14 protein-coding genes and 1 pseudogene are annotated in these 14,710 nt (G+C 44.9%); 2 read left to right on the top strand and 13 right to left on the bottom strand.

Translation table 11 applies throughout. From position 1 onward, the window contains the following. The 13 genes and pseudogenes from FB6_RS04950 to FB6_RS04890 form a co-directional block, all read right to left on the bottom strand. A pseudogene (locus FB6_RS04950) lies at positions 1-99 on the bottom strand (IS982 family transposase); the annotation flags it as partial. 371 nt (positions 100-470) lie between these two features. Then, a complete protein-coding gene (gene pcaD / locus FB6_RS04945) occupies positions 471-1,247 on the bottom strand; it encodes a 3-oxoadipate enol-lactonase (RefSeq protein ID WP_174558935.1) in 777 nt (258 codons plus the stop codon). A 60-nt stretch (positions 1,248-1,307) separates the two neighbouring features. After that, positions 1,308-2,513: a 3-oxoadipyl-CoA thiolase gene (gene pcaF / locus FB6_RS04940; protein WP_174558934.1), complete on the bottom strand. Its 1,206-nt coding sequence runs from the start codon at positions 2,511-2,513 to the stop codon at positions 1,308-1,310. 221 nt (positions 2,514-2,734) lie between these two features. Continuing rightward, the gene (locus FB6_RS04935) at positions 2,735-3,382 is read right to left on the bottom strand and encodes a 3-oxoacid CoA-transferase subunit B (protein ID WP_174558933.1); all 648 of its coding nucleotides are present in this window, start codon (positions 3,380-3,382) and stop codon (positions 2,735-2,737) included. A gap of 18 nt (positions 3,383-3,400) precedes the next feature. Continuing rightward, a complete protein-coding gene (locus tag FB6_RS04930) occupies positions 3,401-4,087 on the bottom strand; it encodes a 3-oxoacid CoA-transferase subunit A (protein WP_174558932.1) in 687 nt (228 codons plus the stop codon). 20 nt (positions 4,088-4,107) lie between these two features. After that, entirely contained in the window at positions 4,108-5,337 is a 1,230-nt protein-coding gene (gene benE / locus FB6_RS04925) for a benzoate/H(+) symporter BenE (protein WP_174558931.1), read from the bottom strand. Positions 5,338-5,397: 60 nt separating this feature from the next. Then, on the bottom strand, positions 5,398-6,183 hold the full coding sequence (gene benD / locus FB6_RS04920; RefSeq protein WP_174558930.1) for a benzoate diol dehydrogenase BenD: 786 nt from the start codon (positions 6,181-6,183) through the stop codon (positions 5,398-5,400). A gap of 295 nt (positions 6,184-6,478) precedes the next feature. Next, on the bottom strand, positions 6,479-7,495 hold the full coding sequence (gene benC / locus FB6_RS04915) for a benzoate 1,2-dioxygenase electron transfer component BenC (RefSeq protein WP_174558929.1): 1,017 nt from the start codon (positions 7,493-7,495) through the stop codon (positions 6,479-6,481). A gap of 90 nt (positions 7,496-7,585) precedes the next feature. Further along, the gene (benB, locus tag FB6_RS04910; RefSeq protein WP_174558928.1) at positions 7,586-8,077 is read right to left on the bottom strand and encodes a benzoate 1,2-dioxygenase small subunit; all 492 of its coding nucleotides are present in this window, start codon (positions 8,075-8,077) and stop codon (positions 7,586-7,588) included. Further along, positions 8,074-9,459, bottom strand: coding sequence for a benzoate 1,2-dioxygenase large subunit (benA, locus tag FB6_RS04905; RefSeq protein WP_174558927.1), 1,386 nt, complete (start codon positions 9,457-9,459; stop codon positions 8,074-8,076). Before benA ends, benB begins: the two co-directional genes overlap by 4 nt. 81 nt (positions 9,460-9,540) lie before the next feature. Then, positions 9,541-10,461, bottom strand: a complete 921-nt coding sequence (gene catA, locus FB6_RS04900; RefSeq protein ID WP_174558926.1) for a catechol 1,2-dioxygenase — start codon at positions 10,459-10,461, stop codon at positions 9,541-9,543. A gap of 127 nt (positions 10,462-10,588) precedes the next feature. Next, positions 10,589-10,879: a muconolactone Delta-isomerase gene (gene catC / locus FB6_RS04895; RefSeq protein ID WP_174558925.1), complete on the bottom strand. Its 291-nt coding sequence runs from the start codon at positions 10,877-10,879 to the stop codon at positions 10,589-10,591. Between the two features lie 15 nt (positions 10,880-10,894). Continuing rightward, the gene (locus FB6_RS04890) at positions 10,895-12,004 is read right to left on the bottom strand and encodes a muconate/chloromuconate family cycloisomerase (protein ID WP_174558924.1); all 1,110 of its coding nucleotides are present in this window, start codon (positions 12,002-12,004) and stop codon (positions 10,895-10,897) included. A 115-nt stretch (positions 12,005-12,119) separates the two neighbouring features. Here FB6_RS04890 and FB6_RS04885 point away from each other — a divergent pair, with 115 nt between their 5' ends. Both FB6_RS04885 and FB6_RS04880 read left to right on the top strand, forming a co-directional pair. Then, entirely contained in the window at positions 12,120-13,034 is a 915-nt protein-coding gene (locus tag FB6_RS04885; protein WP_174558923.1) for a LysR family transcriptional regulator, read from the top strand. Positions 13,035-13,276: 242 nt separating this feature from the next. After that, positions 13,277-14,650, top strand: a complete 1,374-nt coding sequence (locus FB6_RS04880; protein WP_174558922.1) for an MFS transporter — start codon at positions 13,277-13,279, stop codon at positions 14,648-14,650. Positions 14,651-14,710: the final 60 nt, after the last annotated feature.

The raw sequence follows: 14,710 nt of genomic DNA, 5'->3' as shown, positions 1-14,710 counted from the left end.
TAACGAATGACGGCTTTGTTTGAGAAATTTCCAATAAGTTGCTTCAAATTTCAGAAAGAAATCATCAATTACGCAGAATAATTCGGTACTATTGAACATCAGGACTAGGGCTTTAGGTTTTGTGTGGTAACTCAACTGATGGCTCTAGTCCTCTTATTTTTCAAGTCATTTTCTTATCCGCGATTCGGGTTATCTAGTGCTTATCCTCTACAAATAACGTAACCTTAACTTTAGAGAGCCTTGGTTGCAAAAACCACTTTTTCGGAAATTATTCAGCCATATAATGCCTATAGGAATGCGCTTACATCTAAAATTTATCGCATTTTTTATATTGATATTGGCAAAATATTTCTGTTGATTTTGACTGAGTCTGAGGGATCTTTACAGATCCCACAAAATGTATCCTTAAAACCACTGGATCAGGAATCCACCATTTTTCATGGCTTGAAGCAAACAAACCAAATTTGAATCTATTTGATCATGTCATAAAGTGTTTGATTGAAAACCTGTGGCTGTTCAATATTGGAAATATGCGATGCATCAATTTCAAATAGCGCACTGTTTTTTATATGGTTAACCATATATTGACCATCCGCAACGGTGGTTACAGGGTCTTTTTGACCTGCAATGACCAGCACAGGAACAGAAATTTCTTTTAACTGTTCACGTAAATCCGCTTTTGCCAAAGCTTCACAACAACTAGCATAGCCTTCTGGACTACCAGCACCTAGATCACGGCTTAAAGTTTCTACAATCGTTGACTGACTTTGAATGAAAGGTTCAGTAAACCAGCGTGAGGCCGCTGTATCTGCAATGGGTTTAAGCCCTTGTTCACGGACTAAAGCTGCACGCTCATTCCATACTTGTTCCTGACCAATTTTAGCCGCTGTATTGCACACAATCACATGTTTGAAACGTTCAGGATGATGGATTGCTAACCATTGACCTGTCAGTCCGCCCATGGAAATACCGCAAAAAACTGCTTTTTCAATTTTTAAATGATCCAGCAGATTAATCACATCTTCACCAAGTAGATCTAGGCTGTAAGGGCCTTTCGGTGCACTGGATTCACCATGACCGCGAGTGTCGTAGCAAATGACATAGAAATCTGTTTTAAAGAAATCAATTTGTGGTTGCCACATACTGAACTGTGTGCCCAGCGAATTGGAGAAGATAATCGCTGGCTGTGTAGCATCACCAAAAGTTTGATAATTGATTTCAGCATTATTGGATGTAAATTTTGGCATTGAATTCCTCCCGACCTCCCTTTAACAAAGGGAGGAGAAATATTGAAATGATTTTGTGATTTATACTCGTTCAATAATCAGCGCAATGCCTTGACCAACGCCTATACACATTGAGCAAAGCGCATATTTTCCTGAAATGGCTTCTAACTGATTTAACGCTGTAGTCACCAAACGTGCACCGGATGCACCGAGTGGATGACCAATGGCAATCGCCCCACCATTCGGATTTACGTGTAGGGCACCATCTTCCAGCCCCAAGTCACGTGTGACTGCGAGTGCTTGCGCTGCAAAGGCTTCATTCAGCTCAATCACATCCATATGGTCTAAAGTTAAACCGGTTTGTGCCAGTAATTTCTTGATGGCCGGTGCCGGACCAAAGCCCATGATGCGCGGTTCAACCCCGACTACTGTGGCACCAATGATTTTGGCACGTGGCTTAAGGCCGTATTTTGCAACGGCATCATCCGAGGCAATCAGCAGTGCTGCCGCGCCATCATTAATTCCCGAAGCATTACCGGCTGTAACCGTACCCTCGGCTTTCACCACGGGCTTGAGTTTCGCTAAACCTTCTGCAGTGGTCGAGGCACGCGGATGTTCATCCGTATCCACAATAAGCGGATCACCTTTGCGCTGCGCAATTGACACCGGGATGATTTCATTTTGAAAGAACCCACGGGCCTGTGCAGCTGCAGTACGCTGCTGGCTTTCTAGCGCAAATTTGTCCTGATCGGCACGGTTGATGTTGAACTGTTCCGCCACGTTTTCAGCGGTTTGCGGCATGGTTTCCACGCCGTACAACTCTTTGAGTTTCGGATTGATAAAACGCCAGCCCATGGTGGTGTCTTCAATCTTCTGACTGCGTCCGTAAGCGCTTTCCGATTTGCCCATCACAAAAGGTGCACGCGACATGCTTTCCACACCGCCCGCAATGATGAGATCCGCTTCGCCGGCTTTAATCGCACGGGCAGCCATCGCAATGGCATCCAGTGATGAACCACAGAGACGGTTCACGGTAGTCGCAGGTACCTGATACGGCACACCGGCAAGCAGTGCCGACATACGACCGACGTTACGGTTGTCTTCACCGGCCTGATTGGCACAGCCGTAGATCACATCATCCACATTGGCAAAGTCGACCGATGGATTACGTTCCATCAGGGCTTTAATCGGCAGTGCACCCAAGTCATCGGCACGAACCGGGGCAAGACCGCCGGCATATCGGCCGAATGGGGTGCGGATGGCATCAATGATGTATGCGTTTTTCATTTTAATCTTTTCCTTTGAATCCCCCTAAATCCCCCTTTTTCAAAGGGGGACTTTCTCAGGGAGTATTCTTTCATGTCCTAAATTCATTTCGTGTAGCTCCTCCCTTTATCAAAGGGGGGTTGGGAGGGATTTAATGAAGTGGATTTATTCCTTAAATCCTCCCTATTGCGAAGCAAGTGCTTCTCATCCTTTAATAAAGGAGGGACTTCCCCTAAATTTGATTAGGTCGCATCAATCAGCTTCGCACCTGTCATCGCCTGCAATTCTTCAAAGGACAGCCCGTCGACTTTTTCAATCACTTTCATCCCTTCAGGAGTGACATCAATCACGCACAGGTCGGTATAAATGCGGTCTACACATTTCAGGCCGGTAGCCGGATAAGACAGTTCCGCGACAATTTTAGGTTCGCCTTTTTTGGTCACGTGGTCGGTGGTGATAAACACTTTTTTCGCGCCCACGGCCAAATCCATCGCTCCACCTACGGCCGGAATGGCATCCGGTGCACCGGTGTGCCAGTTGGCCAAATCACCATTTTCGGCAATCTGGAAGGCACCAAGGACTGCAATATCCAGATGTCCGCCGCGCATCATGGCGAATGAATCACCATGATGGAAAAAGCAGCCGCCAGTGAGCATGGTGACAAATTCTTTGCCGGCATTGATCAGTTCAGGGTCTTCTTGGCCTTTAGCTGGCGGAGGGCCGAAAGCCAATAAACCATTTTCAGAGTGTAAAAACACATCTTTATCGGAAGGTAAGTAATTCGAAATTTTGGTCGGCAGGCCGATACCTAAGTTGACATAAGCACCGTCTGGAATGTCTTGCGCTACACGCTCGGCAATTTGATCACGGGTCAGTTTGATATAGCTCATAGTATGTTCCTCGCGTGATTAAGCCGATTGCTCAAGTTGTTTAGTGCCCACTGCCACCACATGCTGCACGAAAATGCCCGGGGTGATTATGTGTTCAGGATCAAGCGCACCCAGTTCAACTACTTCTGACACCTGTGCAATGGTGACATCTGCAGCCATGGCCATAATCGGGCCAAAGTTGCGAGCGGACTTGTTATACACCAGGTTGCCCCAGCGGTCGCCTTGATGCGCTTTAATCAAGGCAAAATCGGCCTTGATCGGATTTTCCAGCACAAAATCTTTGCCTTCATAATTCAAGGTCGGTTTGCCTTCAGCCAGCAACGTCCCGAAACCGGTAGGCGTATAGATCGGACCTAGGCCCATGCCTGCGGCCTGAATGCGGCAAGCCAGGTTGCCTTGTGGTACCAGTTCCAGTTCAATTTTTCCGGCACGGTAGATTTCGTCAAATACCCAGGAGTCGGACTGACGCGGGAAAGAACAGATAATTTTACGCACAGCGCCAGCTTTAAGCAGTTTTGCCAAGCCGTAGTCGCCATTACCAGCGTTATTGTTCACAATCACCAAGTCTTTGATCCCGAGTTCAATCAAGCCGTCAATCAATTCAGCCGGTTGACCTGCTGTGCCGAAACCGCCAATCATGATGGTGGAGCCATCCTGAATTTGGGAGAGGACTTCTTTAATCGAAGTCGTGCTTTTATCAATCATAATCGTTCCTAACGCTAAAACTATTTACTTTCTGTTTGCGAAATCACAGTAGATGTTGCTACAGCGGTTTCGGGTTTGGGTTTGCTTAAAATGAGATGGGCGAGGATGCCTATGCAGATCCCCCAAAACACAGAACTGAGTCCAAGGAAATGCATACCTGATGCGGTGGCTAAAAAAGTGATTAATGCAGCATCGCGTTGCTGTTCATCTTTCATGGCGGTAGTAATGTTGATGCCAATTGCACCCAACAAAGCCAGCCCTGCCAGTGCGGCGACCAGCTCTTTTGGCAATAAACTGAACAGCATGACGATGCTGCCTGCAAACAGACCACCTAAGATGTAAAACAGCCCATTGGCAATGCCTGCGATATAGCGTTTGTCTTTGAGTTCATGTGCATCCTTGCCCATACATAAAGCAGCAGTAATCGAGGCTAAAACGATGGTAATGCCACCGACACAGGCCACAGCAAGAGAAGCAATACTGGTTACGGTAATAATGGGTTTGGCAGGTGTGTCATAGCCACTGAGTTTCATAATTGCCATGCCGGGTAAAAATTGACCGCTCAGACTGACTAAAATCAGGGGCAGGGCAAGATTGAGCAGGGCGTTCAGGGTCCAATCGGGTGTAATCCATTGCGGAATGGCAAGACTAAAATCAACTGTAACTGGGTTCATTTTGCCTAGAATCAGGCTTAGAACGATGCCTGAAACCAAAACCCAGATCATGCTGTAGCGGGGGGAAGCGCGTTTGCTGATGAGGAACACTAACAACATACCAAATACAATCAGCGGCATGCTATCGGTTGCAGTGAAAAGTCCTAGACCAAACTGGAATAAAATGCCTGCCATCATGCCTGCAGCAATTGACTGGGGAATCCATTTCAATAATTTGTCAAAATAGCCACTCAGACCTATCAGTAAAATGACAACTGCAGCCGTGATATAGGCTGCAACTGCTTCATTGAGTGAAATATTGGGAAATAGGGTGACTAAAAGAGCTGTACCAGGTGCAGACCAAGCCGTAATTACAGGCACTTTGTATTTGACTGAAAGAAAGATTCCTGCAAGTGCAGCACCAATAGAAATGCCCCAGATCCATGAAATCATCATGCTGGGTGCAACATGGGCCTTTTGTGCGGCCTGGAAAAAGATGATTAGAGGACCTGAATATGAAATCAGTACGGCTAAAAATCCTGCAACCGTAGCTGAAATAGACCAGTCCTCTTTGAGCGTTTGAAACAGGGTCGCCATTGTTTACTGCCTCCATGCTGAGATTTCAATGATCCTGTTAAAATGTAAATGGAATCAGGTTTAACCCTGATCACCGCCACCAACAGGAACCACTGTTCCTGTCATATAAGACGAGTCATCAGATGCCAGGAAAGTGATGGCATTGACCTGTTCCTGAATAGTGCCGTAACGGCCGAGGAAAGTACGGTCGATGGTTTGATCGACCACTTCCTGCATCCATTGCTTTTCATTATCTGAAAGCGGATTGGCATTACGTGGTACTTTGCGCGGTGGCGCTTCTGTACCGCCAGTGGCTACAGCATTGACACGGATACCGTCTTGCGCATGTTCAAAGGCAAGGGCAGCGGTCAAGCCATTCACACCGCCTTTAGATGCAGAATAAGGCACACGGTTAATGCCGCGGGTTGCAATTGAAGAGACGTTTACAATGGTGCCTTTCTGATTTTTGATCATCTCAGGCAATACTGCACGGCAGCACCACATAGTCGGAAACAGTGAACGGTTGACTTCCTTGATGACTTCTTGTTCAGAAAATTCCTGAAAAGGCTTCATCCAGATCGCTCCGCCAACATTGTTGATCAGCACATCCACACGGCCATAAGTTTCAATGGCTTTGGCAACCACTGATTCTGCACCGGCGAAGGTTTCAAGATTGGCCTTGATGATAATGCCATCACCATCATGTGCTTCAATTTCTGCCAGCGTTTCTGATACATAGTCAGACAAATCTGCCAATACAACTTGAGCGCCTTCGCTAGCAACCTGTAGGGCAACACCGCGACCGATACCTTGTGCGGCACCGGTGACAATTACGACTTTATTTAAAAATCTTTGATTTGAAGTCATTTCAAACTCACTTATCATCTTGGTTTAAAGATGACTTTTTAAAATTTATAAATTTAAGGACATGCCGGAGTTTTGAGTTATTTATGTCAACCACCGGATTAACCTTCGGTTCGACTTAGTTTTCTTTAGGGAAAAGTAAGCAAAACCATTGTCATTCGCAAAACTCGTCAAAAACTTTCTAGCTGACCTATATTTCGCCGAAACAGTTCATTTCGAAGTCGTCCTGCCTCAAACAGTTGCGAATGACTTTTCGCGTATCACTTTGCGGTGATCGCTACGCAAATTAATCTAGACATTAATTCGCGGAGAATTTTTCAAACAGGAAGTTTGCAGGCTTAATGCCTTCTGCTTCTAACCAGCCACGTACTGCTTCGACCATCAGCACAGGACCACACAGATAAATATCCACGTCGCCACCGTTGAGCCATTCATTTTCAACATGACCGGTCACATAACCTTTACGTTCATGATTCGATTCAGGGTTGGCAATTACAGTGCGATATTCAAACCAAGAGAATTTTTCTTGCAGTTCATTCAGCTTTTCAATGGCCACCAAGTCAAAGTCATTGGTCACACCAAAAACCAGACGTACAGGTTGTTCAGAACCTTTTTCTTCAAGTACTTGCAGCATAGACAGGAACGGTGCAATACCTGTACCACCTGCCAGCATCAGCACTGGACGCACGACATTACGCAAGTAGAAACTACCGAAAGGACCGGTAAAGCTCATCTTGTCGCCAGCCTGAGCAGTTTTGCTCAAGAATTCACTCATTTTGCCATTAGGCACATTACGCACAACAAAGCTGGTTAAGCGGTTGCCCGGTTTTGAACTAAATGAATAAGAACGGGTTTCAGTAGTGCCTGGAATACCGACATTGACATATTGACCGGCCAGGAAGTGAATGTCCGGTTGACCTTCATCCAGCTCAATATCAAACGTGATGGTAGATTCAGACAGGTTTTCGACACTGGCCAACGTACCTTTAAACTCATGAATTTCAGTTTTGCAGACTTCTGATGAAGCCTGGATCTGGAATACGGCATCCGAAGTTGGCTTACATTGGCAAGCCAGGATATAACCTTCGGCTGCTTCTTCAGGGCTTAATGCATCTTCGATATAAGTATCTTCAGGCATGTCATAAGTACCTGATTCACAAAATGCACGGCATGTTCCACATGCACCGTCACGGCAGTCCAAAGGAATATTGATCTTTTGACGGTAAGCTGCATCAGACAAAGTCTCGCCTTGAGCAACAGAAATAAAACGTGTAACGCCATCTTCAAATTGAAGTGCAACATTGAGGTTTGACATGGCTGAATATCCTATATAAATCTTTGAAACTATGCCTTTCAGCCAAATTTCCTTCTGGCTGAAAGGTTTTACCTTGCTGTATGAACAGTCTTAGAGGTGATAAATATCAATCACCTGATTGATATAATCGTTTTTCAGAACAACGTATTTGCTTAAGATTTTTGGTGTATCGCCTGAAAAATCAATTTCATAGCGAGACATGCCAAAGTAGCTGTAATTGGTTTTGTAACGGAAACTCAAGGTGTTCCAGTTAAAGCGAACCGTTACCTGATCTCCGTTTTGCTCAACAATCTCAATATTGCAGATGTTGTGACTGGTACGGGTGTCCGGCATGGTCGCAGAAGAACGTTCAGTCTTAATACGGAACACACGGTCTTCTAAACCTTGACGGTCAGGATAATAAATCAAAGAGATTTCAGACTCTGGGTCTGTGGTCAATTTGTCATCATCATCCCAAGACGGCATCCAGAACGAAGCAGATGGGGCATAGCACTGTAACCAGTCATCCCATTGTTCATCATCCAGAAAGCGCGCTTCTTTGTAGAGGAATTGAGCAATATTTTCTAAAGTAATCGCGCTCATGCGTTTTCTCCTTCAGTTGCAGCAAGTTCTTTTTCAGAAGCAATCGCGTCTTTCATTAGATGTAACCAGTGTTCATGTTGAGCCAGGTATAGACCTTCATCTTCAGTTTTAATGCCTGAAAGTTTTGGTTTTAAACCAATTTCATTGGCTGCATCATCCGGACCTTGAATCCAATGCTTAGAACCACGGCTCATATCATTCCATTCAAGGGCAATACCTGCATATCCGGCTTGGCATGCACGGAATTCTTCCAGGTCATCTGGTGTTGCCATGCCTGAAGCGTTGAAGAAGTCTTCATACTGGCGAATACGGCGTGTACGTGCTTCTTTTTCTTCACCCACAGGGGCGATACAGTAAATGGTGACTTCAGTCTTAGAGGGAGATAAAGGACGAAGTACACGAATTTGTGAACCGAACTGATCCATAAAATAGACGTTTGGATAAATACACAGGTTACGAGAGCGCTCGATCATCCATTTCGCCATTGCAGCACCGAATTTCTCGGTATATTCGGCTGCTTTCGGGAAGTTTGGACGGTCTTCAGGATTGCCCCATTGCGTCCAAAGCAGCATGTGACCATTGTCAAAGCCGTAAGAACCACCGCCTTGTTTGCCCCAAGATCCTGCACTCATGGCGCGGACATTATCACCAGCTTCTTTTTCTTTACGCTGTTGAGTGGTCGCTGCATAGTTCCAGTGCACCGCAGAAACGTGGTAACCATCGGCACCATTTTCGGCAGTCAGCTTCCAGTTACCTTCATAGGTATAAGTAGACGCACCACGTAAAACTTCAAGACCTTGATCAGACTGATCAACAATCATGTCCATAATTTTGGTGGCTTCGCCAAGATATTCTTCCAATGGTGGAACATCCGGGTTTAAGCTACCAAACAGGAAACCTTTATAGCTTTCAAAACGGGCTACTTTCTTAAGATCGTGAGAACCGTCTTTGTTAAAGCAGTCAGAATAGCCTGCATCACTAGGATCTTTAACTTTGAGCAATTTACCCGAGTTGTTAAATGTCCAACCGTGGAAAGGGCAAGTATAGGTTGCTTTATTGCCTTTCTTGTGACGACAAAGTTGTGCGCCACGGTGTGAACAGGCATTGATCATGGCATTGAGTTCACCTTGGCGGTTACGTGCAATGATGATCGGTTGGCGACCCATATAGGTCGTATAAAAATCATTATTGTTCGGAATTTGGCTCTCATGTGCCAAGTACACCCAGTTGCCTTCAAAGATGTATTTCATCTCTAGGTCAAAGAGGGCTTGATCTGTGAATACTGAACGATGAAGCTTAAATTCACCGGTTTCATAGTTTTCAACAAGTAATTCATCAATACGATCGAGATGGCTAGTATTAATTACTGGAATACGTGGCATGTCCGTTCTCCGACTTTCCAAATTTGGGCAAGTCACCCAGATGTCATCAAACTGACATCTGGGTTTCCTATCATGGTTTTATTAAGCGCTTGCGCGGCGACGTTCAACTTCAGTTGATGGTGCAGCGGCTTGATCTTTTACAAGTTCAACATTGAATTGAATATGCTTGAAAGGTTTGTCCAGACCACGTTTTGCAATTTCTGCCGGATCAGTGACATCTTCTGCAGTTGCAACCAGACCTTCACGAGTAGCGAAAGCGAAGTCATCCCACAGGTATTTGTCGCCTTCGATGTTGAATTGAGTTGTCAGCTTGCGGTAGCCCGGTGCAGAGATGAAATAATGCACATGCGAAGGACGGTTACCGTGACGGCCAAGTTTGTCCAGAACAAACTGGGTTGTACCTTGAGGCGGGCAGCCGTAGCCTACAGGCATAGTGGTTTGTGCTACATATTGACCATTGGCATCGCTAAAGATTGAACGGCGCAGGTTGAAGTCAGACTGAGACTTGTCAAAGAACGAGTAGTTACCCAGGCTGTTGGCATGCCAAATTTCTACTTTAGCGCCTTCAATGATGTTGCCATTGGTATCGGTCACTGTACCTTCGATAAATAAAGTCGGGATTTTATCAATTTCAGTACCGTCGTCCATGCGTGCAAAACCAACTGATTCTGGTGCACCTGCAACATACAAAGGACCTTCAATGGTACGTGGTGTACCGCCAGTAATACCTGCTTTGGCATCGGCTTCATCAGCACGTAAATCCAGGTAATGCTCAAGACCTAAGCCTGCTGCCAAAAGCCCCAATTCGTTGGCTTGGCCAGCATCGGTAAAATATTCAAGACCTTTCCAAAGCTCGGTCTGTGTGATGTCCAAGTCTTCAATGGCTTGAAATAAATCACCGAGTAAACGCACGACAATTTGCTGTACGCGCGCGTCGACAGGCTTAGTAGCGGTGTCGACATTCATTTCTTTAACCAATGCATCAATTTGCTGACGGTTCATACTATTGCTCCTGAAGTATGCTTTTTCATTTGGTGGCTGTATGATCCTGTTTGGGGATCTTTAGCTGCCACTATCCTTGTTTCATTAATTAGAAGCTGTATAAAAAATATACGCCTTAAATTTCAAATTAACTGTCGTCATCACGTATCGAAGAGGGATGACGGTTCAAAGCCATCACTTCAATATCCATGTAGGGATAAAGAGGGAGGCCCTGTAAAATGTTGTGTAACTCTTCATTGCTTTCGACATCAAAAATACTGATGTTTGAATACTGGCCAGTGATGCGCCAGATATGGCGCCATTTGCCCTGACGCTGCAAATCTTGTGAATAGGCTTTTTCAACGGCTTTAATTTCGTTGGCTTTTTCCGCTGGCATATCCAGTGGAATATTTACATCCATTCGTACTTGAAAAAGCATGGCAAACTCCTTTAATTACTGTCGACGCAGGTTGTCAATTTTGTCTTCATCTAGCGCAATACCCAGTCCGGCTGTTTTTGGTACAGTCAGTTCAAAGTTTTGGTATTGCAGTGGTGTTTTGAGAATTTCTTCGGTTAGTAGCAATGGGCCAAACAGCTCGGTGCCATAGGCCAGATTTTCAAACGTTGAAAATGCATGGGCAGAGGCGATGGTGCCGACCGGGCCTTCCAGCATGGTGCCGCCATACAGGTCAATACCGGCCAGTTTGGCAATTTTGCCTACTTCGCAAGCTTCAATCAGACCCGCCGACTGTGCGACCTTGACTGCAAAAACCGATGCGCCATTGTTGCGCGCAATTTGATAAGCACTCTGCGGACCGCATAGCGATTCATCCGCCATAATCGCAATATCAAATTTGCGAGTTAAACGACGCATGGCATCCAGATTTTCAATCGCACACGGCTGTTCAATCAGGTCAACACCACCGTCCTGTAGCAATTGAATGCCTTTGATGGCTTGCAGTTCAGACCAGGCACGGTTGACATCAACACGAATCGAAACATCTGCGCCTAATGCTTTCTTAATGGCCAGTACATGTTCAACATCGGCTTCTACAGCACGGGAACCGATTTTCAGCTTGAAAATATTGTGGCGTTTGGCTTCAACCATTTTTTGCGCTTCAGCAATATCTTTGTCAGTGTTGCCGGAAGCCAGCACCCAAAGTACAGGGACGCTGTCACGCAGACGGCCACCTAACAATTCACTCAGTGGCAGACCTAAACGTTGCGCCTGAATATCCAGTAATGCTGTTTGAATGGCACATTTGGCAAAACGGTTGCCATTAATATTCTTTTTAATCACCTGTAAAGTCTGAGCGACATTTAAACCAGTGAGTGTCTTTAATAAGGGCGCAAAATAAGTTTCAATATTGGTTTTAACGCTTTCAGGGCTTTCTTCACCGTAGCCTAAACCACCAATCGTGGTCGCTTCGCCCCAGCCGATGAATCCATCTTCAGTTGTGACTTTAACCAGAACTAATGTTTGAGTCTGCATCGTCGCAACCGCCATCTTGTGAGGGCGGATGGTTGGAATTTCGACAAGCAACGTTTCTATGGATTTATACATCTTTAAGCTTCCCAATCTTGCTTTGTGCATCTCTTTCGGTATACCTTAAAGGAATGAGTTTGTGCTGTCTAAGATTAAATTTGCATTTTATTATGCTTTAAAGGTATACAAAATTATGGAACTGAGACATTTACGCTATTTTGTAGCGGTGGTAGAAGAGCAGAGTTTTACCAAGGCGGCAGAAAAACTGTTTATTGCTCAACCTCCTTTGAGTCGTCAGATACAAAACCTTGAAGCGGAACTCGGTATCCAGCTGTTTGAGCGGGGTAGCCGGCCATTATTGACCACGGAAGCGGGTCAGTTTTTCTACCAGCATGCGGTTAAACTTTTGTCTAATGCAGAAGAAATTAAGGCCATGACACAACGTGTTGGTATGGCTGAAAAGACGGTTACCATGGGTTTTGTTGGCTCCTTGCTTTATGGTTTATTGCCTAAAATTGTGTATCTGTTCCGCCAGCAGCAGCCACATTTAAAAATTGAACTGATCGAAATGAGTACCAAAGAACAGATTCAGGCCTTAAAAGAAGGACGGATTGATGTCGGTTTTGGTCGATTGCGCATTTCAGATCCGGCAGTCAGACGAGTACTGTTACGTGAGGAACCGCTGATGGTCGCGGTGCATGCCAGCCATCCGCTTGCCATACAAAATAAAGGGGTTTTTCTGACCGATATTGTTGATGAAAACCTGTTTTTATATCCCAGTCATCCTAAACCGAATTTTTCGACTCAGGTCAGATCGCTGTTTTCAGAATACAGTCTGGACCCGAAAAGTATGAAAGAAGTCCGTGAAATCCAGCTGGCTTTGGGACTTGTAGCCGCAGGCGAAGGGATTTGTGTGGTTCCGGAAAGTGCTAAAACCATTCAGTTGCCGCATCTGCATTACATTCCGTTGCTGGATGATGCTGCGGTGAGTCCGCTTTTTCTGGCGCTGCGCAGTATGGACGAGAGTGAACATATCCGTTCGCTGTTTGATTGTATCTATCAGGTATATGATCTGGAAGCGATTAAATATGACCGTGTTGTAATTTAAATCACTATTTATCATAGGTTTATAATAAATAGCCCTATGATGCTTAAAATATGGATTAAAAAATGCAGACTGTTCCGATGAGTGGCGTCTGCATTTTTTATATTTTTAAGGTCTTGTTTTTGTTTTTTAAATCGACCGCATAACTTTTAAGGTATGAATATATATGTAATCGGTTTTGGACAATAAAAACACTTTGCCGCATTGTTTGAACCAATCTAAAGGTTCATATGCAGGAGCGCAAAGTGAATACCAATAAACTCAACATAAATACATTAGTGGATGAAGCCAAATTTACGCCTTTTCACTGGGGCGTCTTAATCTGGTGTTTAATGATTATTATTTTTGACGGTTATGATCTGGTCATTTATGGCGTAGTTTTGCCTGTATTGATGCAGGAGTGGGCACTCAGTGCGGTGCAGGCCGGACTGCTTGCCAGTACCGCATTATTTGGCATGATGTTTGGTGCCATGAGTTTTGGCACACTTTCGGACAAACTGGGCCGTAAAAAAACCATCATGATCTGTATTGCCATTTTTAGTGGCTTTACCTTTATGGGTGCATTTGCCAGTACTCCAACTGAATTTGGCGTGTTACGTTTTCTAGCCGGGCTAGGAATTGGCGGTGTGATGCCAAATGTCGTGGCACTGATGACAGAATATGCCCCTAAACGCATCCGCAGTACACTGGTCGCTATCATGTTTAGTGGTTATGCCATTGGTGGAATGGCTTCTGCACTATTGGGAACATGGCTGGTGGCAGATTATGGCTGGAAAATCATGTTCTATATTGCCAGTATTCCTTTATTCACTTTGCCTTTGATCTGGAAATTCCTGCCTGAATCGCTGATGTTTTTAACCAAAAAAGGTGAAACAGAAAAGACCCTTGCCATTGTGCAAAAAATTGCACCTCAACAAGAGATCAGCGCACAGACCAGCTTTGTTTTAAATGAAGCCACTGCAGGAAATGATGCACCTTTACGCGCACTGTTTCAGCAAGGCCGTACGTTTAGTACCTTGATGTTCTGGGTGGCATTTTTCATGTGCCTGTTAATGGTTTATGCCCTAGGCAGCTGGTTACCAAAACTGATGATTCAAGCCGGATATTCATTGGGTGCAAGTCTGATGTTCCTGTTCGCCCTGAATATTGGTGGAATGATTGGTGCCATAGGCGGAGGTGTATTAGCCGATCGGTTCCACTTAAAACCAGTATTGAGCACAATGTTTATTGTTGGGGCGATTGCTTTAATTTTACTCGGTTTTAATAGTCCACAAGCAGTACTTTATAGCCTGATTGCAGTTGCTGGTGCAGCAACCATTGGCTCACAAATTTTACTCTATACCTTTGTCGCACAGTTTTATCCTACAGCAGTTCGTTCAACAGGTATGGGCTGGGCCTCAGGCATTGGACGAATCGGTGCCATCGTAGGACCGGTTTTAACAGGTGCATTGCTCACGCTTGAATTACCCCATCAAATGAACTTCTTGGTTATCGCGATTCCTGGTGTATTGGCAGCAATAGCGATATTCCTCGTAAATTTAAAAGCTTCTGTAGATGGAGCTCAGCAAGCAAAAAAAGACTTAAAACATAAAGCTTTACTTGAAAATGTAACGCAATAAATCATCAACACAAACAGGCTAAAACATTTTTAGCCTGTAATGGATTTGTATCAAATTAAG

This window comes from Acinetobacter bouvetii, assembly GCF_902753875.1.
Taxonomy (GTDB): domain Bacteria; phylum Pseudomonadota; class Gammaproteobacteria; order Pseudomonadales; family Moraxellaceae; genus Acinetobacter; species Acinetobacter bouvetii_A.
This window is presented reverse-complemented; position numbering and strand designations above follow the sequence as displayed.